The 25,703-nt window shown below is 59.2% G+C and carries 23 protein-coding genes and 1 riboswitch; of the genes, 10 read left to right on the top strand and 13 right to left on the bottom strand.

Features of this window, described 5'->3' with window-relative positions; all coding sequences use genetic code 11:
- Positions 1 to 66 precede the first annotated feature (66 nt).
- From AC50YL_RS31775 to AC50YL_RS31760, 4 genes are all read right to left on the bottom strand, one after another.
- On the bottom strand, positions 67 to 711 hold the full coding sequence (locus AC50YL_RS31775; protein WP_494837358.1) for a DUF2306 domain-containing protein: 645 nt from the start codon (positions 709 to 711) through the stop codon (positions 67 to 69).
- A 226-nt stretch (positions 712 to 937) separates the two neighbouring features.
- Complete coding sequence (locus AC50YL_RS31770) at positions 938 to 1,216, bottom strand: DUF2277 domain-containing protein (RefSeq protein ID WP_161746105.1); 279 nt, start codon at positions 1,214 to 1,216, stop codon at positions 938 to 940.
- A gap of 29 nt (positions 1,217 to 1,245) precedes the next feature.
- Complete coding sequence (locus AC50YL_RS31765; protein ID WP_494837356.1) at positions 1,246 to 1,473, bottom strand: DUF6199 family natural product biosynthesis protein; 228 nt, start codon at positions 1,471 to 1,473, stop codon at positions 1,246 to 1,248.
- A 123-nt stretch (positions 1,474 to 1,596) separates the two neighbouring features.
- Complete coding sequence (locus AC50YL_RS31760) at positions 1,597 to 6,024, bottom strand: SpaA isopeptide-forming pilin-related protein (RefSeq protein WP_494837355.1); 4,428 nt, start codon at positions 6,022 to 6,024, stop codon at positions 1,597 to 1,599.
- A 170-nt stretch (positions 6,025 to 6,194) separates the two neighbouring features.
- Here AC50YL_RS31760 and AC50YL_RS31755 point away from each other — a divergent pair, with 170 nt between their 5' ends.
- The 5 genes from AC50YL_RS31755 (at position 6,195) to AC50YL_RS31735 (ending at position 10,938) form a co-directional block, all read left to right on the top strand.
- The gene (locus AC50YL_RS31755; RefSeq protein ID WP_494837354.1) at positions 6,195 to 6,884 is read left to right on the top strand and encodes a class D sortase; all 690 of its coding nucleotides are present in this window, start codon (positions 6,195 to 6,197) and stop codon (positions 6,882 to 6,884) included.
- Between the two features lie 80 nt (positions 6,885 to 6,964).
- Positions 6,965 to 7,054, top strand: a riboswitch (cyclic di-GMP riboswitch).
- A 14-nt stretch (positions 7,055 to 7,068) separates the two neighbouring features.
- Positions 7,069 to 7,878 carry a transglutaminase-like domain-containing protein gene (locus tag AC50YL_RS31750; RefSeq protein ID WP_494837352.1) on the top strand — a complete coding sequence of 270 codons (810 nt, stop codon included), beginning with the start codon at positions 7,069 to 7,071 and terminating at the stop codon, positions 7,876 to 7,878.
- Between the two features lie 257 nt (positions 7,879 to 8,135).
- Positions 8,136 to 8,576: a MarR family winged helix-turn-helix transcriptional regulator gene (locus AC50YL_RS31745; RefSeq protein WP_494837351.1), complete on the top strand. Its 441-nt coding sequence runs from the start codon at positions 8,136 to 8,138 to the stop codon at positions 8,574 to 8,576.
- 4 nt (positions 8,577 to 8,580) lie between these two features.
- A complete protein-coding gene (locus AC50YL_RS31740) occupies positions 8,581 to 10,332 on the top strand; it encodes a DHA2 family efflux MFS transporter permease subunit (RefSeq protein WP_494837349.1) in 1,752 nt (583 codons plus the stop codon).
- Between the two features lie 42 nt (positions 10,333 to 10,374).
- Positions 10,375 to 10,938, top strand: coding sequence for an NAD(P)H-dependent oxidoreductase (locus AC50YL_RS31735; protein WP_494837347.1), 564 nt, complete (start codon positions 10,375 to 10,377; stop codon positions 10,936 to 10,938).
- Between the two features lie 83 nt (positions 10,939 to 11,021).
- Here the strand turns inward: AC50YL_RS31735 and AC50YL_RS31730 are convergent, their stop codons facing one another.
- Together AC50YL_RS31730 and AC50YL_RS31725 are read right to left on the bottom strand one after the other, a co-directional pair.
- Entirely contained in the window at positions 11,022 to 11,576 is a 555-nt protein-coding gene (locus AC50YL_RS31730) for a DUF2812 domain-containing protein (protein WP_494837345.1), read from the bottom strand.
- Between the two features lie 3 nt (positions 11,577 to 11,579).
- Positions 11,580 to 11,900, bottom strand: coding sequence for a PadR family transcriptional regulator (locus tag AC50YL_RS31725; RefSeq protein WP_494837439.1), 321 nt, complete (start codon positions 11,898 to 11,900; stop codon positions 11,580 to 11,582).
- 208 nt (positions 11,901 to 12,108) lie between these two features.
- Here AC50YL_RS31725 and AC50YL_RS31720 point away from each other — a divergent pair, with 208 nt between their 5' ends.
- On the top strand, positions 12,109 to 13,308 hold the full coding sequence (locus tag AC50YL_RS31720) for a glycosyltransferase family 2 protein (RefSeq protein WP_494837344.1): 1,200 nt from the start codon (positions 12,109 to 12,111) through the stop codon (positions 13,306 to 13,308).
- Positions 13,309 to 13,428: 120 nt separating this feature from the next.
- Here AC50YL_RS31720 and AC50YL_RS31715 read toward each other — a convergent pair whose 3' ends face one another.
- Positions 13,429 to 14,061: a DUF3889 domain-containing protein gene (locus tag AC50YL_RS31715; protein ID WP_494837343.1), complete on the bottom strand. Its 633-nt coding sequence runs from the start codon at positions 14,059 to 14,061 to the stop codon at positions 13,429 to 13,431.
- 68 nt (positions 14,062 to 14,129) lie between these two features.
- Positions 14,130 to 15,185 carry a chorismate synthase gene (gene aroC, locus AC50YL_RS31710; RefSeq protein ID WP_494837342.1) on the bottom strand — a complete coding sequence of 352 codons (1,056 nt, stop codon included), beginning with the start codon at positions 15,183 to 15,185 and terminating at the stop codon, positions 14,130 to 14,132.
- 97 nt (positions 15,186 to 15,282) lie between these two features.
- Here aroC and AC50YL_RS31705 point away from each other — a divergent pair, with 97 nt between their 5' ends.
- Together AC50YL_RS31705 and AC50YL_RS31700 are read left to right on the top strand one after the other, a co-directional pair.
- Entirely contained in the window at positions 15,283 to 16,191 is a 909-nt protein-coding gene (locus AC50YL_RS31705) for a LysR family transcriptional regulator (protein WP_494837340.1), read from the top strand.
- Positions 16,192 to 16,404: 213 nt separating this feature from the next.
- The gene (locus tag AC50YL_RS31700) at positions 16,405 to 17,172 is read left to right on the top strand and encodes a class I SAM-dependent methyltransferase (RefSeq protein WP_494837339.1); all 768 of its coding nucleotides are present in this window, start codon (positions 16,405 to 16,407) and stop codon (positions 17,170 to 17,172) included.
- Between the two features lie 371 nt (positions 17,173 to 17,543).
- Here the strand turns inward: AC50YL_RS31700 and AC50YL_RS31695 are convergent, their stop codons facing one another.
- The 5 genes from AC50YL_RS31695 to AC50YL_RS31675 form a co-directional block, all read right to left on the bottom strand.
- Positions 17,544 to 18,365, bottom strand: a complete 822-nt coding sequence (locus AC50YL_RS31695; protein WP_494837338.1) for a carbohydrate ABC transporter permease — start codon at positions 18,363 to 18,365, stop codon at positions 17,544 to 17,546.
- Positions 18,366 to 18,380: 15 nt separating this feature from the next.
- The gene (locus tag AC50YL_RS31690; protein ID WP_494837337.1) at positions 18,381 to 19,265 is read right to left on the bottom strand and encodes a carbohydrate ABC transporter permease; all 885 of its coding nucleotides are present in this window, start codon (positions 19,263 to 19,265) and stop codon (positions 18,381 to 18,383) included.
- 103 nt (positions 19,266 to 19,368) lie between these two features.
- Complete coding sequence (locus AC50YL_RS31685; RefSeq protein WP_494837335.1) at positions 19,369 to 20,727, bottom strand: ABC transporter substrate-binding protein; 1,359 nt, start codon at positions 20,725 to 20,727, stop codon at positions 19,369 to 19,371.
- 126 nt (positions 20,728 to 20,853) lie between these two features.
- Positions 20,854 to 21,660: a response regulator transcription factor gene (locus AC50YL_RS31680; protein ID WP_494837334.1), complete on the bottom strand. Its 807-nt coding sequence runs from the start codon at positions 21,658 to 21,660 to the stop codon at positions 20,854 to 20,856.
- Positions 21,596 to 23,458 carry a sensor histidine kinase gene (locus AC50YL_RS31675; RefSeq protein ID WP_494837332.1) on the bottom strand — a complete coding sequence of 621 codons (1,863 nt, stop codon included), beginning with the start codon at positions 23,456 to 23,458 and terminating at the stop codon, positions 21,596 to 21,598. Before AC50YL_RS31675 ends, AC50YL_RS31680 begins: the two co-directional genes overlap by 65 nt.
- A gap of 265 nt (positions 23,459 to 23,723) precedes the next feature.
- Here AC50YL_RS31675 and AC50YL_RS31670 point away from each other — a divergent pair, with 265 nt between their 5' ends.
- Both AC50YL_RS31670 and AC50YL_RS31665 read left to right on the top strand, forming a co-directional pair.
- On the top strand, positions 23,724 to 24,113 hold the full coding sequence (locus tag AC50YL_RS31670) for a VOC family protein (RefSeq protein ID WP_494837331.1): 390 nt from the start codon (positions 23,724 to 23,726) through the stop codon (positions 24,111 to 24,113).
- Between the two features lie 296 nt (positions 24,114 to 24,409).
- Positions 24,410 to 25,639 carry an MFS transporter gene (locus AC50YL_RS31665; RefSeq protein ID WP_494837329.1) on the top strand — a complete coding sequence of 410 codons (1,230 nt, stop codon included), beginning with the start codon at positions 24,410 to 24,412 and terminating at the stop codon, positions 25,637 to 25,639.
- The last annotated feature ends 64 nt before the right edge of the window (positions 25,640 to 25,703 follow it).

Raw genomic sequence — 25,703 nt, 5'->3', positions numbered from 1 at the left:
CGATGTCGGCCCCTCCGGCGGCATCCAGGCCGATCGCAGCGGCACGGGTCTGGGGCAGCCGCTCCGTCACGCGACAGACGCGGCCGGCTTCCCCGGAAAAAGCCGGATCGCGACCTCCCCCGCTATCAACAACAGCACGATGGCGCCATATACAGCGGCTGCGTAGGCCTCCGGATACGACAAGCCCGTCCCGCGATCCAATGCGAAAGCGAGCGAATGCACCGCCAGATTGGTGAAACAAAACGCATAGCTGCGCGCCATCCACTGCCGGTGGCGCTCGATGCGTTTTCGGCGGATATTGAGAATCGCCAGTACCGTGAAAGCCGGCCAGATGATATTCAGCATATTGAACGCGAAGCTGACCGCCTCGCCTCCCGTCGCATACGGCGCCATATAGCCGGACGTCAAGGACACGACGAGCACGGCAATCAGGTACGCATATCCGTTTCGCTTGTGGAACCGCCGATAACGACGCCGAACCCAAGATGAGAAGTTCACCGCTCCGGACAGCATGGCGAGGCAGGCGAAGCCGAGATGCACCCGCATGACGGACAGCCAAACCGGCAAATGGATCGGATGGGCGGAATTGCCCTTATGACGCAGGAAGCCCGAGGCTTCGGGATCCTGGAGGACGTTTTTGTATAGCGCATAGACGACGAAAGCGGCCGCCGCGAACAGCAAGAGTACATAAGGCAGTTTGGATTTGGACATCGGTCTGTTGACCTCGTTCGTTAGAATACGATCGCCGCGATCGGCACCTGGTCCGGCACCGAAGCGACCCTGAAACCCAAGTATACCGTCCGGGCGGCGATTAAGAAAGCGGCCCAAGGGCTCGTAACTAAACGTTCACAGAGCCTTTTCCTCCATTGACCGTTCGCAGCGGATTCGCGCCGATTCGACACGCTTAAGCGCTGCCTCAGGCGGAGGAATAAAAGAATCAGCTCTCCCTTGGCCCGAAACGCTTGACGGAACGGATGCGCGCGCGTTCGATCTCGATCTGGCGGTTGCGCTGCGGACTGTTGGTCACGAGCGTCGACAGCAGCTTCTCCGCGGCCGCGGTCACTTCTTGAACGGCCAATTGGAAGGCCGCCTCGTTCGATTTGGAGGGCTGGTTAAAGCCCGACAGCTTCCGCACGAATTGCAGGGAAGCCGCCTGAATCTCGTCCTCCGTTGCCGGCGGGTCGAAGTTGAACAAGGTTTTGATGTTTCTGCACATGTCGCGTCACCATCCGTTTCATCGTTTTTTTAGCGAAATACGGGAAGCAGCAGCAGCCCCAGTCCAACCAAGGCGAACAAGCCTGCCAGGATGCGCTGGAAAACAAAATAGGCCGCGGGTGGCTCATGCCTCGCTCTCCATCCTTGCGCGATCTTCCACATGCGATATGGCCAGATCGCAGCTACCAACGCCGCTGCCGTCCAAAGCACGATAAAGATCGTAAACAGCACCGAAATCGCCTTTACCTCCGGCGGCATCTCCATCACGCTCCCATGCTGCCCATCATAGCATCGAATCACATATTTTGGAAAGTGACCGGGCGCGGCTGAAGCCGACAAAGGCTCCCCGGAATAGGGAGCCTTCTTCATCGTCGTATTAACTTACTTCGTGATCCGGAACAAGCGTTTTCTAAGCAGGAACACGCCGAGAAGGATGACGGCCAGGCCGGCCAGCCTTATGCCCATATGACTGCTTTCCCCCGTCTTCGGAAGCGTCGCTCCCGTTCCGGGGTCGATCGTGCCGAGCGGCACGTCTCCGACCGTGATCGTGATCAAGGTTTCTTCGGCATTGCCGTCCTTGTCCTTCACGATAATGGAGAAATTGTCTTTGCCCGTGTAGCCTTTGCCCGGCTTATAGGTCCAGTTGCCGTCAGGCTTCACCGTCACTTGGCCGTGCTTCGGACCTTGATTCACGACGGCGATGCCGCCGAGCGGCACGTCCACGCTGCTTTCGATCAGCTCGTCTTTGCCGGTCGTTTCATGAATCTCGGGTTGTTTCACCGGCTTCGCAGGCGTCGTCGCAGGACCCGTCGGCGTCGTTGGCGTCGAGGTATCCGGACCTGTCGGCGTTGTCGGCATCGAAGTGTCCGGACCCGTTGGCGTCGAAGTATCCGGGTCTGACGGCGTCACCGGCGTGGATGGATCCGTATCCGTCGGATCCGTCGTCGGATCGGACGGCGGCGTCGACGTCGGCGGTGCCGGCAATCTGTTATTGTCTACCGTCACCTCGATATCGGACGCTGAATCCACCTTGACCGGATGCTCTGTCGGATCCGTTCTGTAACCGACAGGCGCGGAAGTTTCGATCAGCACATAATCCCCGAATGGCAGGTCTTTGAACTGCACTTTGCCATCCGTGACCGCGGTGAGCTTACCTATAAGCGCGCGATCCGCTCCGACTTGGCTATAAAGCGCGAAAGTGGCTCCGTTCAACGGGCTATGCGTGTCGATATCCCGCTTCAACACCGTCAAATTGACCAGAATTTTAGCGTCATTTACGGTTAGATCGATATCGGTGTTCGAAACAACCTTGACGGGGTGCTCCGTTGCATCCAACTGGTAACCAAGCGGCGCCGCGGTTTCGATCGCGACATAATCCCCGACCGGCAGATTGTCGAACTGGGCTTTGCCGTCCGCGCCCGTCGTCAGCGTATCGACAAGCGTGCGAACCGCGCCCGATTGGCTGTACAGCTCGAAGGTGGCTCCGCTCAAAGCGGCATGCGTGTCTTTATCCTGCTTGAGCACCGTCAACGCGACCAAGATTTTGGAGTTGTCGATCGTCAAGCCGACATCGGTCGCCGAATCGATCTTGACGGGATGCTCCGTCGTATCCCGTTCATAGCCGGCCGGCGCGGACGTCTCGATCAGCACGTAATCTCCGAACGGCACATTCGTGAACGGCGCTTTGCCATCCGCGCCCGTCGTCAACGTACTCACCAGCGTTCGAACCGCGCCCGACTGGCTGTAAAGCGCAAAGGTCGCCCCGCTCAAAGCGGCATGCGTATCCCTGTCCTGCTTCAACACCGTCACCGTGACCACGATTTTGGCGTTGTCGACGGTCAAATTAACAGTCGTCGTCGAATCGATTTTGACCGGATGCTCCGTCGTATCCAGCTGATAGCCCGCCGGCGCAATCTTCTCGATTAATACATAGTCCCCGTACAACAATTTCTTGAACTCGATTTTACCGTCCGCGTCCGTCGTCAGCGTGTTCACGAGAATGCGGTCCCCGCCGGATTGGCGGTAGAGCGCAAAAGTGGCTCCGCTCAGCGCGAGATGCGAATCTTTATCCTGCTTCAGCACCGCGAGACCGCCGCGCACGCCGCTGCCCGTTCCGGAGCCGCTCGATACGCCGACGATAATGTCTTTCGTGGTTTCCTTCGTGACGCTATGCACGTTATTGCCGCTGAAGCTCACTTTATTGGAAACGGTGTCGCCGTTCTCGGCAACGATCAGCGATTGGTACTCCAATACGTACGCGCTCGTGATCGGATGCAGGAACGCGAGTTTGAAGAGCTGCTCGCCCGTCTCGAGATCCGTTTCGATCGCAAGCGTATAATCCGTGTCTTTAACAAGCTCCGTGCCCGTTTTCGACACGTCGCCGTTCGCGGCGACCGTCGTCGGATAGAGATGGAACGATTCCGGTATCAGCAGCTGATTGTCCGTAGGCTCGTCCGTCACGAGCGCATCGTTGACGGTCGATTGCCCGCGGTTGATATTAACGGTCCAGTCGATTTTGCCGCCGTTCTGCTTGCCGGTCTTGTTCACGTATTCGCCGCCCTGCGGAATGTTGACGGTGGCCTTCAAGTCTTGGGATTCCGGCGTCGTGCCGTCCAGCAGCTTGGCCGTGTTGCCAATCGACGCATCGATCAGATCGTCAGCAAGGCTAGTCGTGAAGACCATGATATAACCGGTCGTGATCGGGTTCTTGAAACTGATTTTAAGCAGATCGCTCGCATAGCTCATCGTGTAGTCGGCGGCATCCACTTCCGTCCCTTGACCGGGAGCGCCGTTAGACGGAATCGTCATGTTATACACATGCAGGGAGCCTGCAACCAGCGTCTGGCCGGCCAACAGTTGATCCTCGATGAAGGCGTTCGCCAGCGATTTGCGGTTATAGTTCGCGCCGACCGTCCACGTGATTTGTTTGGTCGTTGCGTTGTATGAACCTTTCTTGTAGCCGTTGGCCTTCGTCTCGTTGTTCGGATTGAACGTCGCGTCCGCCTTCAATTCAGTATGAGTCGCATTTTCGTCCCAAACCACCGTGGCGTGGTTCGGATAGGAGGCGTTATTCGTAATCCAGTCCGAATTGAGCCAATCATTGTTGTACGTCGTCGTATACGTAATGGTATAAGGCACGGTGATCGGTTCCGTAAATTCAATCCGGAAGCCGTCGTTGGCTGCCGGGGTCGGGCTTGCCGTATACGTAATGTTGTGCGCGGCGGCAGTCCCGCTGTCCGGCGTCACCGTCAGGGTTCCCGGAACCAGCTGCATTCCGCCGTTCGTAAACGTATCGGTTAGGACGGCATGGGTCATCGTCTGACTGTCTTCGTTCAAACGAATCTTCCATGACTCGGTCTGAGCGATATAATCGGTGCCCGTGGTACTCTTCTGCAGAATAACCTGGCGAATGCCACGGCTCGCGGTAGTCGACGTTCCGTTCGCGGATACCTTGTTCACGATGTTCGTCGTCGCCGATCCGTCTACGCGGCTCGAGGCTTTCGTCTGGTACTCCACTTTATAGGCGGTCGTGATCGCGTTCGCGAATTGAAGGTCAAAACCGTTCAGATGCTGGTCGGGATCGTTGGTCAGCGTCACCGCATAATCGGAACCCGGTATAGGGGAACCTTTCGTTTCATGACCGTTGATGTCCAGCGTGATCGGGTACACGACGACGGATCCCGGCACCAGGACCTGCACGTCGTTGAACGTGTCGACCAGCTTCGCATCGGTTTGCGGAATGGATTGCTCTTTATAGTTGTAATTGATCGCCCACGAGATCGTCTGGGTGTTGGAATCATAGCCCGTCGACGATTTCTCGAGCAGCTTGCCGTAGTTGACGTTGACCGTCGAGTTCGAGGCGGCTTCCGGCTCGGTGTCGCCTTTGAACTTGGCCGTGTTGGTAAAGGAGCCGGCACTGACATCGACGATGTCCGTCGTGAATTTAATACGGTAAGCCGACTTGATTGGGTTCTCCGGAGTAGCCGGATTATCGACGAAATGAACGCTCAGCACGCCATCCGTAACATCCGCCGTGTACCGGGACGGATCCAAGGCGCTTCCCGATGACACCGAGCCATCGAGATTCACCGTCAAGTCGTAGACTTGGACCGAAGACGTATCGGCCATCGAGAGACCCGCCGGCAGCTCGTCCGTCATGACGGCGTTGTTCACGGTATGCAGCATCTTGTTGACGTCGACCGTCCACTCGATCGTCTTCGGATTGAAGCCCGCGGGCACGCCGCCCTTCTCGATCGTGGACGTGACCGTAGGCTTGAAGTGGAGGGGAAACTCCAGCGGTCCGCTTTTTACCGGAATCGTGATCGTATATTCCGTGCTTCCGGTGATTTTCTGCTTGTCGAACTGCGAGGAAAACTTCAGAATTCCGGCTACGGCGTCATGCGATTCGATGTAATCGTTGAACGTCATGACGACATCGTGGTTCGCGGCCGTTGCCGTAAACGTACCCACGGATATATCTTCGTCCAGCATCAGATCTCCGTTAAGATCATTGAATAGCAGGAATTCGTCCGGAATGTGGAACGTATACGTATCGCCGGCAACGTAGCCATGTCCGTTAGGAAGGGACCAACTATAGTCCAGGTTTACTTTCGCGCCCTGGTCCAGCATGTCGGTCGGCAATACCGGATTATCATGGGCGTCGAACACCGTCAACGCCGCGCTGTCGATAATGTTGATGTCGTTCTCGATGGCAGCCGCATCCGCCTTCGAGAAGAATCCGATTCCGTTCGCCACCTGGAAAAGCACCAGCAGGGCCACGGCAAAGCCCGCTATTTTTTTGAAAACCATTTTTCGTCATCAACCTCTTTTCGTAATGAATCGTCTAGCGATTTGCGCAATTCTACCTAATAAAGGTAAACTAACTAGGCAGATAGCACCTATCCAGTTTATACTAGGATTCGACACGATCGCAACCAATTAAATCCATTTTCGTCCTTAAAAAGGCAGGTTTCGACACGATGATTAAAAAAATTGCACCTTATGCCCTAATTCTCGCAGGTCTTCTGATCTTTCTCTCTCCGACGATCAAGGACCGCTATGAAACCTATCAGCAACAGCGAATACTAGCGGCCTGGGAGGATAACCTCCGGCAGATCGAAGAAATGCCCGCCGATCCGCAGGACTTGTCCGACGAGGAGACTACTCCGCCGACCGCCTCTGTTACCCCCTCGCCGACCGGCGTCAAGCCCGCGGCGCAGCAGGATCCGATGGAAGCGAAGCTTCAAGCCAAGGGCATCGGCAAGAAATCGATCGAAGGCGTGCTCCTGATCGACAAAATCGATCTGAAGCTCCCGATCATCACGGACGCCACGCAGGCGCATCTCGCCTTGTCGGCAGCCAGCATCCTGCACACCGGCAAGCCGGGCCAGATCGGCAATTACGCCATCGCCGGCCATCGCAACCATACGTACGGCAAGAACTTCAACCGGCTCGATGAGCTCACGGTCGGCGACCGGGTCCAGGTGCAGACGGCAACCGACACTTACACCTACGTGGTTCAATCGAAGCAGTATGTAAAGCCTACGCAGGTCGACGTCCTCAAGGGCAACGGCAAAGACCGCGAAATCACGCTGATCACCTGCCATCCGCTCTATCACCCGACCAAGCGGATCGTCATCAAAGGACTTCTCGTAGACGATCGGACCTAGGAAACTTGTAAAATTTTGCTATGCAAATCGACAAGCCTATAGTACATTAATGCTAACCAACTTAATCTGCCGGTGCTTTCCACCGACAAAGGCAAATTTAGCGAAAGCTAAAGACGCAAAGCTACAGGGTCTTCCTCGCGCTCCCAGCGAGATGACAGCCAGCCGCCGAAAGGAGAGTTTTTTTGTGTTCAAAAAGTCGTTTTCCCTGCTGCTCGCCGCCGTAATCGCCCTCTGTCTGATCGTGCCGAACACGTACGCGGATCAAGCCGCCGCCGCACTGATCGGCAAGCAAGGATTGCCCCAAGGCTACATTACCGTGGCCTACAAACCGGCCAATGGCGCGAAAGCCATCGTGCGCATCGCCAAAGGTTCGACGCAATACGACTACGCGCTGACGAGCGGGGCCAAATATCCGCTGCAGTTGGGCAACGGCAGCTATTCGGTGTTGATCGCCGAAGCCGTAAGCGCCACGCAGTACAAGGTCGTCGCGCAAGAAGCGCTGACGGTAAAGCTCGCGGACGACAAGCAGGTCTTCACGTTGTCCAATCCGCTGATCAACTGGACAAGCCAAACGTTGGCCGTCAAGAAAGCAGCCGAGCTGACGAAGACCGCCAAGACGGATCGGCAGAAGGTTCAAGCCATCTATGACTTCATTACGAAGAAATTCGTCTACGATAACGCGAAAGCCAAGACCGTCAAAGCCGGCTACGTGCCGAACCTGGACACCGTGTTCAAAGCGTCCGGCGGGATCTGCTACGATTACGCGTCGACCTTCGCGGCCATGGCGAGAAGCGTCGGCATCCCGACGAAGCTGGTCACGGGCAAAGAACGCACGCACACGAACGTGGAGCATGCGTGGAACGAAGTTTACCTTGAAGATCTGAAGAAATGGCTCGTCATCGATACGACCTATGATGCGGCCCGCATCCAAGGCAAGCAAAAAACAAGCTTGTTCAAAGCCGCGGCCGACTACGCCGGAACGAAGTTTTTCTAAGCCGCCTCGGCGCAGACAGATCCGATACCGAAAGCCGGGAACCTTATTGCGAGGTTCCCGGCTTTTTTGCGCGCAAGGCAATCTTGGCCTCCGCGAAATCCGGGATGAACGGCGGGAAGTTTGAGGATACTAATCCTCGCTATGGAAAGCGGGCGACTATCAGACTCAATGCCCAAATTATATGTCTGTATTGACATAGATAACAAATGAGCGGATAATAATTCGCATACGAAATAATTTGCCGGGGGAGATGTACGGTGGAAGACCAGCGGATTTTGCAGTTATTCCAGACCTACCGCGAGGTTAACCAAGCTTTCTTCCAGCTGATGGCCAAAGCCGCCGGCAAGCACCGGCTCACGGCGCTTCAACTCATCGTGCTGCGCGTGCTGCAGGAGCATCCGGGGATCCGCTTGTCGGAGCTCGCCGAGCAACTCAATCTTGGCAGCAGCACGACCAGCGGCATCGTGGAGCGGATGGTCAAGGCGGGCCTCGTCGACCGGGAACGTACGATAGCGGATCGGCGGGCAATGACCCTTTCGCTGTCCGAGAACGGGATGAGGCTTTGGCGCGAAACGGACGCAACGCGGCTGAATATGCTGCGGCCGCTGCTCGAGCTTCCCGAGGACGATCAACGGGAGCTTAGCCGGATCCAACAAGAAGTACTGCGCATTTTAAGACAATCAAGGGAGGAAGCATAACGTAATGACTACTATGGTATCCAATCAATTGCGCAAAGGGCCGATCATGGCTTCCTTGCTCATCGCCGCTTTCGTCGCGCTGCTAGCCCAAACGGTGCTTAACGTCGCGCTGCCGCAAATGATGGTGGATCTCGACGTCGGCGAGAGCACGATCCAGTGGCTTTCCAATGGCTACATGTTGGTCAACGGCGTACTCGTGCCGATCAGCGCCTACCTCATTAATAGGTTCACGACCCGCAAGCTGTTCTTGGTCGCTTCGGTCTTATTCGCGATAGGCACGACCATATGCGCCGTGTCCAGCGGTTTCGACGTTCTGCTGGCCGGCCGCCTCGTGCAGGCCTGCGGCGCCGGCATTCTCATGCCGCTGATGACCATCGTCATCCTGACGATCTACCCCGTCGAAGAACGCGGCAAGGCGATGGGCATGATGGGCGTCGCGATGATCTTCGCGCCGGCCGTCGGACCGACGTTATCCGGCTGGATCGTCGAAAACTACGACTGGCATGTCCTGTTCTACATCATCTTGCCGCTGGCGATTTTGGCGGTCGTGTTCGGCGCCTTCTCGATGAGGGACGTCATTAAGACATCGCGTCCGAAGCTTGACATATTCAGCGTCATTTTCTCCACGCTCGGCTTCGGCGGGCTGCTGTACGGCTTCAGCGAAGCGGGAACGGCAGGTTGGGACTCCATCGAAGTCATCGTCTGCCTCGCCGTCGGGGCGGTCGCGCTCCTCCTGTTCGTCGTCCGCTCGATTCTCGCGAAGGCGCCGCTGCTCGAGATGCGCGTCTTCAAGTATCCGATGTTCTCGCTTACGGCACTGATCAATGCCATCATCACGATGGCGATGTATTCCGGCATGATTTTGCTTCCGATCTTCTTGCAGAATATCCGCCACTTCACGCCGCTCGAATCCGGCTTGCTGCTGCTGCCGGGCGCGATCCTGATGGGCATCATGTCGCCGATCACCGGCATGGTCTTCGATAAGATCGGCGCGCGCTGGCTGGCTGTCATCGGCCTTATCATCACGACCATTACGACGTATGAGTTCAGCCATCTCGAAATCGATTCTACGTACAATCATATGATGCTGTTCTACACGCTGCGGATGTTCGGGATGTCCATGCTGTTGATGCCGATTCAAACGGCCGGCCTCAATCAGCTGCCGCGCCGCCTGAACGCGCACGGCTCGGCCATGTCCCAGACGCTGCGGAACGTCTCCGGCGCGCTCGGCACCGCCATTCTCGTGACGATCATGACGAACAGCGCGGCCTCGCATGCGAAGTCGCTGGCCATCGAAGGCAAAGTCGATCCGTCCGACACCGTGAAAATGGGCGAGATCGCGCAGCAAGCTACGATTTATGGGATTAATCATTCCTTCGCCATCGCCACTTGGCTGACAGTCGCCGCGCTCGTGCTGGCATTCTTCATTCGCAAGGCGTCGCCGCGCGAGGATGCGGTGAGCGAGCCGATTAATGTGCCGGTAGAAATGCAGGCGCCGCCCGTGGCGGAAATTGCCGAGAATCGGGACCGCCCCGATCGGCAAAGCGCGGACAGCGAATTCCGCGATGCCATCCGAGGGTTTCTCAAGCCTGAACCGGCGAAAGACAACGAGCATTTTAACGATAGCGAATATCGGAAGGCGCTTATGCAGTTGAGGGGCAATGCCCCGGAAGAGGACCGTCAGGAAGAAATGAACGATAAGGCATACCGGGAAACGCTTAAGAAACTGGCTGAACCCGTCAAAGAAAACAAGTGAGGCATCAAGGTCGGTTTTTCGACAACGAGAGGAGCTTGAACGATGAAAATTTATATTGTTTTCGATAGCGAAGCAGGCCATACGGAACAACTTGCAAGGTCCATTGCCAAAGGAGCCGAACGCGTAGAAGGAGCCGAGGTTTTCATTAATCACGTCAAAAAGGCGGACGTAAACGATCTCAAAGAGATGGATGCGATTATCTGGGGATGTCCCGGACACTTCGGCACCATCAGCTCCGGCTTGAAAGAATGGATCGACAAACTCGGTTATTTATGGGCGAACGGAAAGCTGGTCGATAAAATCGGCGCCGTATTCTGCACCACGGCAACCATCCACGGCGGGAGCGAAGCCACCTTGCTGAACCTGATTACGCCGATGCTCCACCAAGGCATGATGATCGTCGGCTTGCCGGCCAACATTCCGGAGAATGCGCTGTACGGCAGCTATTACGGCGTAGGGGTTACGTCTCCCGTCGAAGATACCCATGACGCGCTGAGCCAATCGCTATTTGCGAAGGGTCTCGCGCTGGGAGAAGCCCTCGGAACGCGCGTGGCCAATGCGGCTACTATCTATGTTGCGGGCAAGACGAATCGGGCAACGAATTAAGGTTAACAACGCAAGAGCGCGGACCGACGCATGGTCCGCGCTCTCTGTCTTTTCGATGCCTGACGGGAGCGTTGGTTGCCCCGTCACGAGGAAATCGTCTTGAGCTTGCGGTTTATCTGCACGATCCCGATCCCGAGCAGCAGGAAGAGGAGCGCATAGATTGCAAGCACGGGCACGACGATTCCCCATAAGTGATCGTTCGCTCTCGGCAGCAAACTAATGCCGTTCAAGCTCATGACGAACAGGTTGAGCAGCAGCATGACGGTGATCATGCGCCGCAGCCGCATATAATGCGTGACGAGCGACTCCCGATCCGTATAGAGCTGCGGGTCCTCATGCGGCCGCCATTCCCGGCGGAAATAGTACCAGGCCTGGGTGCAGTTCCCTGCAAACTCCCAGCCGGCATCGCGATAAAGCTCCAGGTATTCTTGGAGCTTCTCCTTCCCCAGTCCGAGCTGATAATCCAAACGATACGTGTACCGAACCGATGCGTCCCGTTCGAATTCGCTGCGTATGACTCCGCCGCGCTTCCAATGCAGCCCTTGCCGGGACATTTCGTTGATCCAGTGCTCCTCCTGCTCGTACTGCCAGCTGAACCAAAGACGATACTTGCGCTCCATCCGCGCGTGATTCCCCATCCCCTACGCCTCCTCCGAATGCACGATTCGCCGCCCGGCAACGAGCAGCTCCTCCAGCCTGTTCATCTCGGCAGCGACCACTTCCCTGCCGTCCTCCGTAATCCGGTACATCTTGCGCCTCGCATCCGTGCCTTCCGGACCCGGATAATGATCGATGAGCCCTTTGCCCAGCAGCGCGTTCAACGCGGTATACAGCGTCCCCGCCCCGATCTTTACCCTGCCGCCGCTCATCTCCTCGACATCCTGCATGATGCCGTAACCGTGCGAAGGCTGCGCATGCAGAGCGATCAAGATGTAGTAAAACGCCTCCGTGAGCGGAAGCATGCTTTTCAAATTGGCCACGGCGGATCTGCCCTCCCCAACTATTCTGACTAACGATATATCGTGTATTGATACATTAACATTAGATATATCGACTGTCAATATAGTATGTAAAAGCTGATCTTTTTTGGGACAGCCAAAAATAGACGCTCGGCCTAGCGCTCCCGTCCAACGAGACTCATAGACTGCTTGAAAGGGAAGGGGATGGAACGTGGCAAAAGTAGGTATCGTCATGCCCGCTTATTATCAGCAAGAAGCCTTGATTCGGCTCGCGGTGCAATCCGTGCTGAACCAGACCTGGCGGGATTTTAATTTCGTCATCGTCGTGGACGGCGCGCCCGACCTGGTGCCGCTCTTCGACGAATTGACGCAAGGGGATCCCCGGGTCAGCATCGTCGCGTATCCGGAAAATCAAGGCGTGGCGTACGCGCTGAATTACGGCTTCGAAATCGTGATGGACCAGGGCTGCGAATATTTGACCTGGGTCTCGACGGACAATATCTATTATCCGAATTTCCTCGACGCGCTCGTTCGCGAGATGGACCGCTCGCATCCGAACGTCGGCATTGTCTACAGCGCGTTCCGGCATGTCCTGGAGAACGGCCTCGCGGCGCATCCGCCGGAAGTGATCCGTGAGGTTCGGGAATTTCAACATCGGCCCAAGGAAGCGCTGCTCGAAGGATGCATCATCGGCCCCAGTTTCCTGCAGCGCACGAAATACTGCCGGATGGTCGACGGCTACCGGTTCAAGTACATCCAGGATTACGATTATTGGATCCGGCTGACGGATTACTGCGACATCCAATACATTCCGGTCGAGCTGATGGATTACCGGATCAATTCGCCGTTCAGCCTCTCGACGCATATCAACGACGATCCCGCCAAGCATCGCGTCTGCTGGAACGAGGTCCATCAGTCGCATTACGAGACCCGGCAGCGCAGGGGGATAAAAGCCGACATCAGCGCGCTGTTCTTGATCCGGCCGGGAGAAGTGCAGCAGGCGCAGCAGGCGCTGGCGAAAGTCGTCGACCAGTACGAAACGAACTTCGAGCTGATCATCGTCGGCCTGACGACGCAGCGCGAGGTCGAAGCCGTGCTCGCGCCCTATTCGGATCCGCGGATTCGCGTGCTCTATTATTCTTACCACCGGGACATTAACGCGCTGCGCAAAGTGCTGGCCAAAACGAAATCCGACTGGTGCGTCGTTTACGACAGCGCCCATGTGACGGCCGATCTTGGCTATCTGCGGTCGGTCCGCAGGTCGGGAGTGCTGGATAAAAGCAAAGCGTCGGCGATTACGATGCCCGGCCGATCGGTCGTCGCCTCCAACGAGATCGTCAGCCTCTATCAAACCCTTGCCGTGCGTCCGGCGCTCATGAAGTTCGTGGAGAACGCGATTCACAACTCCTGAGCCGGAGAACGCCGCGAAAAAAAGCACGCCCCTCCTCGTCGACGTCCGCCTGTCGCCATGCGGAATACGATGAGAAGCAGCGTGCTTATGGGCCGTGCGGAGCAAGGGGCTCCGCGCCGCTTACTTGGCGAATCCTTGTATTGGCGCGGCGCGCCAGGTCGGCTCGAAGCCGCGGAGCTCCTCGAACCTTACGGCTACGACTTGATCCGTGCGGATGCGGTACGCGACCGTGACGCGGATAAGCCGGTTGTAGCCCGCGTGCCTGATCCGGAACCGGAAGGTCTGGCTGGCGGCTTGTCCGTCCGCGCAATCGCATCCGAAGGGCTTGGCGCCGACGATCTCGGCGCCGGGATATTTCCTTTGGACCGCCTCGACCGCGTAACGCTCCCATTTTCCGTAGGACGGCACAGGCCCTTCCGACTTCTCGATCCGCTTGACTCGGGCTTTGTCCGTACCGGTCGCGGCTTCGACGGTGACGTAAGCGCCGAACTCCGCGGCGCCTTCCCGCAGCCAGAATAGGTAGACGAACTGTTTGGACGAGGACGATACGGCTTGGCAGCCGACATAGCGCATGTCCGTCAAGGATGCCCCGGGATAGCGCTCGGCCGCGGCTTTGCGCGCGAGATCGCTCCATTGGACGTATTGGCGGTAGCCGTCTTCGGGGTCGTACTTGGCCGGCTCCGCCGACGCGAGCGGCGGACGGACCCACAGGACAAGCACCAGGGCCAGTAGAGGCAAAATCAACCTGAGCATGGCGATCCTTCCTTTGCAGCCGGATGCCGGTTAGGATGCCACCGCCGCGTCCGTCCTATCCGGGCCTGTCAGCCGTGCAGCGCCGCCTGCCGCTTGTAGTGGTCCTCCAGCACGAGGCAAGCCATCGCTTCGATCACCGGCACGACGCGCGGGCAAATGCACGGATCGTGGCGTCCTTCGGTGCGGATCGTGCGCTCTTCGCCCTGCGTGGTCACCGTCTGCTGCGGCGAAGAGATCGACGAGGTCGGCTTGACCGCCACGCGGAACACGATATCCGCGCCGGTGCTGATGCCGCCCAGGATGCCGCCGGCATGATTGCTTACGAATCCGTCGGCGTTCATGCCGTCGTTATGCTCGCTGCCCAGCATGCCCGCCGCCGCGAAGCCCGCGCCGAATTCGATGCCCTTCACGGCGCCGACCGACAGCATGGCCTTCGCGAGATCCGCGTCGAGCTTGTCGAACACCGGCTCGCCGAGGCCCGAGGCCGCGCCGCTGATCCGGCATTCCACGATACCGCCCACGCTGTCGCCCCGCGCGGCGAGCGTCTTGACGTAATCCTCCATCCAGCCCGCCGCCTCGGGATCGCAGGCCCGGACGCTGTTCTTCTCGATCTCGTCCGGCTGATACGTCCGGCAGGCGATGCCGCCGATTTCCTTCGTATACGCGACGACGCTTACGCCCCTGTCCTCCAGCAGCTTGCGCGCGACGGCGCCCGCGGCTACCCGCGCCGCCGTCTCCCGGCCCGACGCCCGCCCGCTTCCGCGATGGTCGCGAATCCCGTACTTCTTCAAGTAGGTATAATCCGCGTGCCCCGGACGAAACGTCTCGTCCATCCCGTCGTACGCGCTCGGCCGCATATCCTTGTTGTCGAGCAGGATACACAGCGGCGTGCCCGTCGTCCGCCCCTCGAACATGCCGGATACGATGCGGATGACGTCGTATTCCTTGCGCGGGGACGTCACCGCCGATTGTCCCGGCTTGCGTCGGTCCATCTGAACCTGAATATAAGCCTCGTCGAGCTCGACCCCGGGCGTGACCCCGTCGACGATGACGCCGACCGATACGCCGTGCGACTCCCCGAACGTCGTGATTTTGAATGCTTCCCCAAATGTGCTGCCTGCCATGATGAGACACCTCCGCGATTGTTCATTTCCGTTAAGGTTGATTATAATAAACGCATAACGATAAATGAAATCGCGATTTCCCCAGTCTGCCATAGAGGTGATTGATATCAGTGCAAAGCTGCATTTGGAATGGTACCGCATATTCCTGCATACCGCGCTAACCGGCAACCTGACGCGGGCCGCCCAGGAGCTGCATGTCACGCAGCCTTCCGTCAGTTATGCCATCAAGCAGCTGGAGGAGGGCTTGGGCGTCAAGCTGTTCGACCGGCTGTCCAAAGGCGTCGTGCTTACCCCGGAGGGCAAAGACCTGATGAGCTTCGTGGAGCAGTCGCTGTCGCTGCTGGATGCCGGCGAACGCAAGATGGCCTCGCTGCGCAACCATGCGTCCGGCGAGCTGCGGATCGGGTCCAGCGGGCCGATGATCAAGCATCTGCTGCTGCCTCCGCTCGACCGGCTCCGCGATGCGCATCCGAACATCGAGATCCGGCTCTACCAAGGGAGAACCGACCAGATTCGCGCTTGGCTGAAGGAGATCCGCATCGACATCGGGATCGTGCATTTGCCGGCGGACGACCCCGAGCTCGACATTCGTCCGCTCGCCGCCATTCAGGACTGCTTCGTCGTCGGGCCGCGTTACCGGCATTTGGCGGATCGTCCGATCGCCGCCGCGGAATTGGCCAAGCTGCCGCTGCTGCTGCTGTCCGCCGGCAGCAGCACGCGCGTGTTCGCCGAGCGCTGGTTCGCCGCGCAAGGGCTCGCCGTCGACGCGGCCTTCGAGCTGAACAGCTCCGACATGCTGGTCGAATTCGCCCGGCGCGGCTACGGCGCCGCCTTCGTGACGCGCGCGTTCGTCCGGCGGCAGCTGGCGGAGGGCGAGCTGTTCGAGCTTCGCGCCGCCGAAGCGATCCCGGAGCGCCGCGTCGGCCTGGCGACCCGCCGCGGCATGTCGCTGCCCGCCGTCGGGCGGCTGTTCGCGGACCTGCTGACGCAGGTCGAACCGACATGAATTTCGCTTAGGCAGCGCTTAGGCAGCACCATTCAATTTTGCGTTGACCAATATTTTCCCGCGACTTATAGTGAAGGTATCTTACGAAACGGAGTGATGATCATGCAAATGCTTCTCGAATCCGGCCCGTCGGCAATCAAACAGGTGCGGAAGGGGTAATCCCGCTCTCGCTCCCTCCTTCCGCGCACTTACATTCCATGGAGGGAAACGAATATGTCGTTCAGCTATTACGGCGAGCTCTGTACGGAAGTCTATGATTTCACGAAGAAGGTCGGCCAGTCCATCGACGGCGACATCGAGTATTACCGCGACAGATTGCGCGGCTGCAAGGGGCGCATCCTGGAGGCCATGGTCGGATCCGGGCGCGTGCTGATTCCGCTGCTCGAAGCGGGACTTCGCGTGGACGGGGCGGATTATTCGCCCGACATGCTGGCTTCCTGCCGGCAGCGCGTCGAAGAGCGCGGTCTGCACGCCGAGCTGTATGGGTCGAGTCTGCAGGAGCTGTCGCTGCCGGCGCGTTATGAAGCGATCATCGTGCCGGCGGGATCGTTCCTGCTTATCGAGCGCCGGGAGGAGTCGCTGCGGGCGTTGGCGCGCCTGCATGAGCATCTCCTGCCGGGCGGGCGCCTGATCCTGGATTTGTTCCTGCCCGACGAGAACTTTGCAAGCGGCCCGTTCGCGGGCGCGTCGACCTTCCGGCTGCCCGGCGGCGACATCATCACGATGGAGGGCAAGCTGGTCGAAGCCGACCTGTTCGAGCAATATAAAATCTCGTACATCAAGTACGAGAAATGGCGGGGCGGCGCGCTGATCGCGACGGAATTGCAGCGATTCGCGCTGCGCTGGTACGGCGTCGAGGAATTCAAGCTCGTCCTGGAACGCATCGGGTTCGCGGACGTGACCGTCAGCGCCGATTACGAGCACGGCAAAGCGCCGACGCACGCCAAACAGACTTTCGCGTACGAAGCGGTGCGCAGGTAATCGCGGGGCGAATGCCGTGCTGCGTTCCCCGCGGCAGGCAGCCTTTGCCGGACAGCCCGGTCCATCCAGCCAAGCACGGCGATTGCTAGATGACTCGCGAGCCGCGAGGTCGCCTGCTGCGACGCCGTTGCTTTCGCGCGGCGCACCCGCTGCTGACCCGTTCCGTTCCGATGTGCTGCGCCATCGGAGACAACGGCCCCCCGCCAGCAGAGCCGCGCATCCAACCATCGGCTCGGCAACGACAAAACGCATTCGCCCCGCAAGGGCGAATGCGTTTTTTTCATTTTAAGCGATGCGAATTCGTCCATGCGCCTCCCGCCGCTAACCCGCACCGCGCGCTCGCCGGAACCCGGCGCCTCTCCCTCCGCTCCTCAGCCCTTGACGGCCGAGCTCGAGATGCCCTGGATGATGTATTTCTGGCCGAGGAGGAAAATGACGATCATCGGGATGATCGCCGCCGACGAAGCCGCCATCATGCCGTTGTAGTCGACGTTGTTCTCGAGGATAAAATTTTGCAGGCCGAGCGGGATCGTATACAGCTTCGGGCTTTGCAGGAACACGAGCGCGTTCTCGTAATCGTTCCACTGCCAGGAGAAATCGATGATCGCGAACGTCGCGAGCGCCGGCTTCGCGAGCGGCAGCACGAGCCGGAAGAAGATCGTGAAATGCCCCGCCCCGTCCAGGAACGCCGATTCCGTGATCTCCCTCGGAATGCCCATGAAGAACTGCCGGAGCATGAAGACGCCGAAGATCGAGAACATGGCGGGCAGGATAAGCGCCCAGTGCGTGTTGTAGATATGCAGCCAATTGAACATCACGAACTTCGGCACGAAGATGACCTGCGGCGGAATCATCATCATCGACAGGTAGACGAGGAACATCGCGTCGCGGCCCTTGAATTCGGTCCTGGCGAAGCCGTACGCCGCGAGCGCGGACAGGAACAAGGCGCCGGCCGTGCCGATGACCGCGATCTTGAGCGAATTCAGATAATAGGGCAGGAAATTGTAATTGCCGGTCCAGATTCGCCGGTGGCTGCTCCAATCGAGCTTCGACGGCAGCCACTGCTTGAACACTTCGGCCGGGGTTTGCAGCGACGTGCTGATCATCCACAGGAAAGGAACGATCATGAACGCGCCGGCGACGAGCATCGCGACCGTGACCGGCAGCTTGGATTTCATCGTGCCTTCATTCATGGGACGCGCTCCTTTCTAGTAGTGAACCCAGCGCTTCTGGCCGATCCACTGGATGAGGGTAATGGCGAAGATGCAGGCGAACAGGAACCAGGATATCGTCGACGCATAACCCATCTCGTAATAGCTGAACGCCGTCTTGTACACGAACAGCGACAGGATCGTCGTGCTTCCGCTCGGTCCGCCCTGCGTGATGGCCTGAATGAGCGCGAACGACTTCATCGTCATGATCAGCCCGGTGATGAGCAGCAGGAACGTCGTCGGACTGACGAGAGGCCAGAGAATCCGCCAGGTGATCGTGCGGGTGCTCGCGCCGTCGATGCGGGCGGCTTCCAGCTGCTCCGCCGACACCTCCTGCAGCGCCGCCAGGTAGATGATCATGTTGTAGCCGAGCATGAACCAAACCTGCACGACGTCGATCGCATACATCGCCGAGTCGGAATCGGCGAACCAGCCCGGAGGCGAGACGACGCCGAGCCAGCGCAGCGTTTCGTTGATCGGCCCGTGCGAGGGCTGGAACAGCAGCATCCAGACGAAGGCGACCGCGACGCCGCTCGAGATGTACGGCAGGAAGAACATCCCGCGCAGCAGCCCCTTCAGATAGACGCTGCGGTTCAGCACGAGCGCGACGAGAAACGCCAGCACGAGCGCCGCCGGAACGGACAACAGGAAGATTCCGGTATGCTTGAGCGAATCGTAGAAATTGTCGTCGCCGAACAGGCGTCTCAGGTTGTCCAGCCCGGTGAACGACCAGCGCGGATTGGAGAATTGATAGTCGGTGAACATCAGACCGAACGAGAAGAGCGCGGGTAATATGAGGAAAATCAGTATGCCGAGCATGTTCGGCAGGACGAACGCGTATCCCACCCAGCCTTGTCTTCGAACCCAGCCTCGCCGTTTCACGGGATCGCCGCCTTTCTGCTATCGTAGGACGCCGGATGAAAGCAGCAAAGAGAAGAAGGAAGCGGGGTTCCCTTCTTCTCTTTGGCGTCGCGCTGCTATGACATTATTTCTTGGTGAGCTCCTCGTGCTCCTTCGCCATGTTAGCCAGCGTCGTGTCGAGGTCCTGCTTGTTCAGGAAATACTTCTCGTACTCTTCCTTGCGGGCGTCAAGCACCTGCTGCGGCACGGCTAGCTGGAACGAAGGGAACGAGCCGAAGACGACCTTGTTCATGGAATCGGCGTCGTACTTGTCTTCCACGCCCTTCAGCATCAGATCCATCGCCTGTTTGTTGTCCACGCTCTTCGAGGACGGGATCCGCCCGCCGCTCGCCATCGGCAGCATGCCGCCGTCCGCGTACCATTCGGCGAATTTTAGCGCCGCTTCCTGATGCTTGGATTTCGCGTTGACCGACAATACGTCGCCGAGGCCGCCGGCGTATTTGTAATCCTTCTGGTCGGCGGTCACCTTCGGTATCGTGGCGAACGCGATCTGGAAGTCATGCGGGTAATCCTTCAGGTTGTTGGCGTTGCGGAAAATAAACTCGCCCGCGCTCAGCATCGCCGCCTCGCCCTGCAGGAACATCGTGTCGACCGGCATCTTGCTCGTCAGCTGCTCGCCGTATTCCGGCGTGGACTTGTCGACGAACATCATGTCGTGCAGGATCTGGAACTGCTGCTTCCACAGGTCGTTGTCGAAGTTCGACGAGCCGTCCGGCTTCGTCAGGCCGAGACCGGCGACCGTGCCGTCGATCGTCGCCGTGAACATCGCGTCATGCTGCAGCAAGCCGTAGACGCCGTCCTTCGTCAGCTTCTTCGCGTAGTCCCGCAGGTCGGACCAGGTCCAGTCGATCGGCGGAACCGGCAGTCCGGCATCGTCGAGCTTCTTCTTGTTCAGCCAGATAAAGCCCATGTTCTTCTTCGTCGGGATGCCGTAATATTTATCGCCGATCTTCCACTGCGCCGCATCCGGTCCCATCTGACCGTCGATGTCGTAGCCGGAGCCGCTCAAGTCGACCGCCGTGCCGGCATCTACGCGCTTCTGCAGGCGGTTCAGCGTGTAATTCATATACAGATCCGCGTCCTGCCCCGTCAAGAGCGCCGTGTCCAGCTTCAGGTTGCCCGGGTCGTCGTTGACGTAGCGGACGTATTCGACCTGGATATCGGGATTCGCCTTGTTCCAGTCGTCGAGGACCGCCTGCGCGCCTGCCTCTTCGGGAACCGCGCCCCAGAGCGTCAGCTTGATTTTCTCGCCGGTGCCCGCGTCTGCGCCCGAGCCGCCGCCAGCGGCCTGCGCGCCATTGCCTTCTGCCGCGTTGCCGTTCGCGTTGCCGGCGTTATTGCCGCCGTTGTTGCTTCCGCAGCCGGCGAGCAGTCCAGCGACCATCATGACGCTTGCCGCGCCAAGCAGCCATTTTTTCTTCATTCCGCATTCCCCCTTAGGAATCATCGTGCCGTGCTCTACGTCTATAACTGTAACATCGGGCGCGCCCTAGGGGGATGAACGGCGTTTGGGCATTCATAGAACGATTTTTTGTTCTTGATCCGGCGTTTATGGGGACAGCTCCGAGCCTTGCTTCCGGTATTCATTCGGCGTCACCTCGCACCAGCGCTTGAAGATTTTGATGAAATAGTTGTCGTTCTCGAAGCCGACCCGCCGCCCGATGTCGCTCACCGTGCCGTCCGTCTCCGCCAGCAGCATCTTCGCCGCTTGGACCCGGCGCTGCTGGATATAGTGGGTCAGCGTCGTGCCGGTTTTCTTCTTGAACAGGTCGCTCACGTAGCTGGCGTCCATGCGGATGAATTCCGCCAGTCCCTTGAGCGTGATGTCCTCGGCGTAATGCTCCTCGATATAGCCGATGATCCGGTTCATCTCGGGATGGTCGGTCGGGCCCGTCCGTTCTTTGTCGGGGAACCATTTGTCCGCCTTGCGCAGCTTCGCCATCCGCTCGAGCTCCAGGGCAACCTTGTCCATCGCGCTTTTGATGCCCTTCAGATCCAGCGACAGCTTCAGCAGGTATCCGGACGCCCCATGCTCGACCGCCTGCCGCGCGTATTCGAATTCGCTCATCGCCGTCAGCATGACGAAGCGGCATTCGTAGCCTTCCTCCCGCGCCGCCTGGAGCAGGCGCACGCCGTCCATCGCGGGCATGTCGATATCGGAAATCACGACGTCCGGCCGCAGCTCGCGAATCAGCCGAAGCCCTTCTTCCCCGTCCTCCGCCTCGCCTACGATCTCGAACGGCAGATTCGCCTTCTGCATGAGCTTGCGGATGCTCGCCCGGGCAGGCCGCTCATCCTCCACGAGCAGCGTTCGCCAGCGCGCCGCTCCCGCTCCCGTCGTTCCTGTCGTCGTCATGGTCGTCTCCCTCCTTCAAGTACGGCTTCGATAACAGCAGGGGCATATGCATAACGACCCGCGTGCCTGCGTCCGTCGAATCCATCGCCAGCCCCGTGCTCTGGTATTTGAACAGCAGCTCCAGGCTCTCCCGGATGTTCTGCACGCCGATGCTCTTGCGCTTGCGCGCGACCTTCTTCGCCTTCGCCCGTTCGACGCCCATGCCGTCGTCGGCGACCTCCAGGTACAGATGCGGCTCGCGCGCCGTCGCCCGGATATCGATATGGCCCTCCTTCAGCGACTGGCCGAATCCGTGCAGCAGCGCGTTCTCGACGAGCGGCTGCAGGCAGAATTTCGGGATAAGCGCGTCTCCCAGCTCGTCGCCGATGTCGTAGCGCAGCTCGATGCCGTGCCCGAAGCGCCGGCGCTGAATGGCCATGTACGATTCGATCAGCACGAGTTCGTCCTTGAGCCGGATCAGATCGACCTCGGTGTTGAGCGTCGTCTCCAGGATCGTGCCCAGCGCCACGCAGATGTCGTAGATGTCGTCCTCGTCCTTCTCCAGCGCGATGCTCTTGATCGTATTGAGCGTGTTCAGCAGAAAATGCGGATTCATCTGCGACAGCAGCACCTGGAACCGCACGTACTGCTTCTGCCGCTCCTCCAGCTGCAGCCGCTCCAGCAAGCCGTTGATGTCGTCGATCATCGCGTTGAAGCTGCGGGTAAGCGATAGAATCTCGCCGCGTCCGTGCTCGGGCAGCTTGACCTTGAGGTTCGCTTTGACGGAGGAGTCCATCTTCTTCTGGAACAGCTTGAGCGGCACGGTGATCGTCGAGGATATGAAATACGTGAGCAGGACGAACGCGAGCAGAATCGCGCCGAACCCGATGAAGAACCGCTGCTTCTGCCGGTCCACTTCCTTGAACAGGAGCGCGAGCGGGACCTTCTTCACGAAATACCCGTTCAGCTCCTGAATCCGGCTGTACGTGTACAGCGCCTCCTCCTTGCCGTCGACGACGGACGACGCCTGCGCCGCGGCATCGCCGCTCTCGGCGGAGCGCTCGATCGCCGCTGCCACCGCGGGAGAGATCGCCTCGCCGGGCACGGACGTCAATAATTCCGTCCCCGAACCGTCCGCGAGGAAATAGGCGCCTTCCTGTCCGCCGTCCTTCGTCGTCCGGCTGAACCATTCCTCGTAATCGATGCTCAACCGCCCGTATGCGAAGGGCTTCAGGTTGTCGTCGCGAAGCAGCAGGTACAGGCTCAGCATGCGATCGCTCGCCGTGCTTTCGCGGATGACGACGCTCTCGTCGTTCGGGTTCCAGACGTAGCGCTCGCCGCCTTGCTCCTGCAGCTGCTTCACCCACGGCTCGGCGCGGATCTCGTCGTAATCGAGCGCGTTCTTCGGCATGAAGGACGTGTAAGCGTGTCCATGAAGGTCGATCAGGGTATAGTATACCGTCGCGCCCGTCATGAAGAACGTATTCTCGATGCCCGCGAATTTATTCTCCACGAGCTTCTTCCGGGTAATGTCGTCGGCCGAGCCCGGGTCCTCCATCGCTTGCCGGAGCGACGTGTCCTGTTCCAGCAACAGCCCCGTCTTCATGACGAGGGCCATCAGATCGACGAAGCCGTTCTTGAAGCCCTCGAGCTGCTCGGTGTTTTTCTTCGCGGCGTTGTCCTGGAGCACCCGCTCGGTGCCCTTGAAGTTGTACACCACGAGCAGCGCGATCGGCAGCAGCACGAACAGCAGGAAAGCGAACAGGATCCGGTTCTTGAACGTGCCCGGCGTCAACCGGCGGAACAGCCGCATGAGCATGGGGGGTCATCCTCTCCCTGGAATGAGTTAGCCGTGCTGATCTCGTTGTTCGTTATCTTAATGCATTGGCCGGCGTTCAACAAGCGGGAGATTGGAGGATAACGGCTAAAGATCGCGCGCTGCAAGGCGACTTTCAAATCACGCTGAGGTTGGCTGGGGTTGTCGTGTATTTACAATACCGCCTGCTGCAGGTTTGTTATATTGGAGGCAGGATTCCTTCGTAATTGCCGGCAAGCCATCATTCGCACGGAAAGGGAGCGAAGACATGCAAGTATCGCAAATCAGGCTATTCGCGGAAGATTTTCATAAGAGCGTGGCGTTTTACAGAGACGTCATGGAATTCCAGATCGGGTATTTGGCCGAGGAGATGCAATTTGCCTCGTTAAATACCGGCGAAACCAAAATCGAAATCATTTCCCGCCAAAGCATGGCCGAAGTGATCGACGAGCGGGATGTTCCGATCGGCGCGGAGTCGCCATCGAAGTTCTTGCTTGCGTTCGCGGCGGACAACGTCGATGAGGCTTGCGCCCGTCTGAAGGCTAAAGGGGCGGTGCTCCTGAACGAACCCCATGACCGCCCGGCGTGGAATGCCCGGGTTGCACATTTGCGCGATCCAGACGCCAACATCATCGAGCTCTATAGACATCCGTTGTAACGGACCCTTTCTCACGCAAAGGATATCAAGATCAGGCTGCCCGCATCATCGGCGGCCTTCTTTGCGTTAGCCGGGCAGGAAGGATTAGCCTCCTATGGGCTTACGCATCCCCGCGTTAAAACGGGAAGAACCGCATGCCCGCCCTCCGGATCGGCTTTCCGGCTTGCCCGATCGCCGCAATCTGGTATCATGACACTATATCATTCGCGTTCTTCCGCGGCGGCCCGGCCGGATCCGGTCCGTTTTCCCGAGCCGCCGGCGAAGAACGCGCGAAGAAGAAAGGAATCCTTCATCCCATGTCCCAACAAGCATCACGGCCATCCGCCGCCACGACCCCGCTGTCCAAAGGTCTGCTGCTGCTGATGGCTTTGTCCGCCGGCATGACCGTCGCCAATTTGTACTACAACCAACCGCTGCTGGCCGATATCGGACGCACGTTCGGCGTCGGCCCCGATGCCGTCGGCTTCATCTCCACGTTCACCCAGATCGGCTATGCGCTCGGCATGTTCCTGTTCGTCCCGCTCGGCGACATCAAGAAACGCAAAGGCCTGATCACGATTCTCCTGGCCCTTGTCTGCGTATCGCTGATCGGCGTCGCGACCGCGCAAAGCCTGCCTTGGATCTACGCGGCCAGCTTCGCGGTCGGCATCACGACGATCGTGCCGCAAATCCTCGTGCCGCTGGCCGCGACGCTCGCCGCGCCCGGCGAACAGGGCAAGGCCGTCGGCACCGTCATGAGCGGCCTGCTGCTCGGCATCCTGCTCACGCGGACCGTGTCCGGCCTGATCGGCGGAACCTGGGGCTGGCGCCTGATGTATGCGCTGGCGGCCGCCGCCATGCTGGCGCTGCTCGTGCTGCTGCGCATCAAGCTGCCGTCCAACCGTCCGACGACCGAGCTCCGCTACGGACAACTGCTAGGTTCCATGGGCAGCCTGATCAAACGGTATGCCACGCTGCGCGAATCGGCGCTCATCGGCGGCGCGAATTTCGCCGCGTTCAGCATTTTCTGGACGGCGCTCTCCTTCTACCTGGAAGGCGATCCGTATCGGTACAGCAGCCAGATCGCCGGCTTGTTCGGCCTCGTCGGCGCGGCCGGAGCGCTTGGCGCGCCGATCGTCGGAAGAATGGCGGACCGGCTCCGTACGGAATGGATCATCGGTTTCCTGCTTCTGCTCAACCTGCTCTCCTACTTGCTTTTCGGCTTATGGGGCGGCTACCTGTGGGCGCTTATCGCGGGCGTCATCCTGCTCGATCTGGGCGTGCAGGGAACGCAGGTCGCCAACATGGCGCGCATCTATGCGCTCGAACCCCCGGCGCGGAGCCGCTTGAATACCGTACAGATGGTGACGACGTTCCTCGGCGGCGCGATCGGGTCGTCGCTCGGCAGCTTTGCGTGGCGGCATTGGGGCTGGCGGGGCGTGTGCCTGGCCGGCGGCGCGACCGTGCTGTTCGGCGTCATCGTCTGGGCCCTCCACAGGCTTCGCCGCGAAGGTATCGGCGCGCAAGCCCGTCCGACGAATCCATGAGGCAGCGCGCAGGCCTTCGTCCGAGACCGACGGAGTAAACTCCCCTGCGGATACGCGCAACTAT

The organism is Paenibacillus sp. J22P277 (assembly GCF_059383675.1).
Note: the sequence above shows the minus strand (reverse complement) of the source record. Positions and strands in the feature narration are given on the sequence as shown.